Origin of the sequence: Lactobacillus sp. UMNPBX19 (assembly GCF_002553805.1) — a bacterium.
In the GTDB taxonomy this organism is placed as follows: domain Bacteria; phylum Bacillota; class Bacilli; order Lactobacillales; family Lactobacillaceae; genus Lactobacillus.
Genome location: NZ_PCYR01000097.1, coordinates 1 through 496, shown reverse-complemented (window position 1 = coordinate 496; position 496 = coordinate 1). Strand labels below are relative to the sequence as shown.

General features: G+C 37.5%; 1 protein-coding gene. It reads right to left on the bottom strand.

The features are described from left to right. A partial coding sequence (locus CP370_RS09245; RefSeq protein ID WP_098046679.1) for a PTS sugar transporter subunit IIB occupies positions 1-423 on the bottom strand: 423 nt, incomplete at its 3' end. Between the last annotated feature and the right edge of the window lie 73 nt (positions 424-496).

The following is a 496-nucleotide window of genomic DNA, read 5'->3' as shown; positions in this document are numbered from 1 at the left end:
TTCAAATCTAGTGCCGACTTTTTCTGCAGCTCGTTTCATAATATTAATTTCTTGATTATTAACGAAAAACGCCTTAGCGACTTGTCGCTTCCCTTCACCATCCTTTGCTCCACCCAAATTAACTACTTTTATAGCTGTCACCTTTTCTGCTAGTTCACACGCATCTTTCACATTTTCTAACAGAATCAGTAAATTATATTTGTCCGTTATTCCGCTGTTGAGAGCTTCAATTGATTCATCTGAACCTTTTATTACCAGTTTTACATTATCAGGGCGAGCCATTCGTAAAGCAGCCGTCCGTAAGCTATCGTTAGCAACCTCATCATTAGCGATTAAAACGCAGTCCACTTTCAAATACTTTATCCATGCAAAAGCTATTTGACCATGCAACAATCGATGATCTACTCTCACTAATTTAATCATGCTGATACTCCTCTCTAATTTTATACACTTGTTTCAACACCTCTCGAACGTTATCCATAGAAACTTCGTTTTC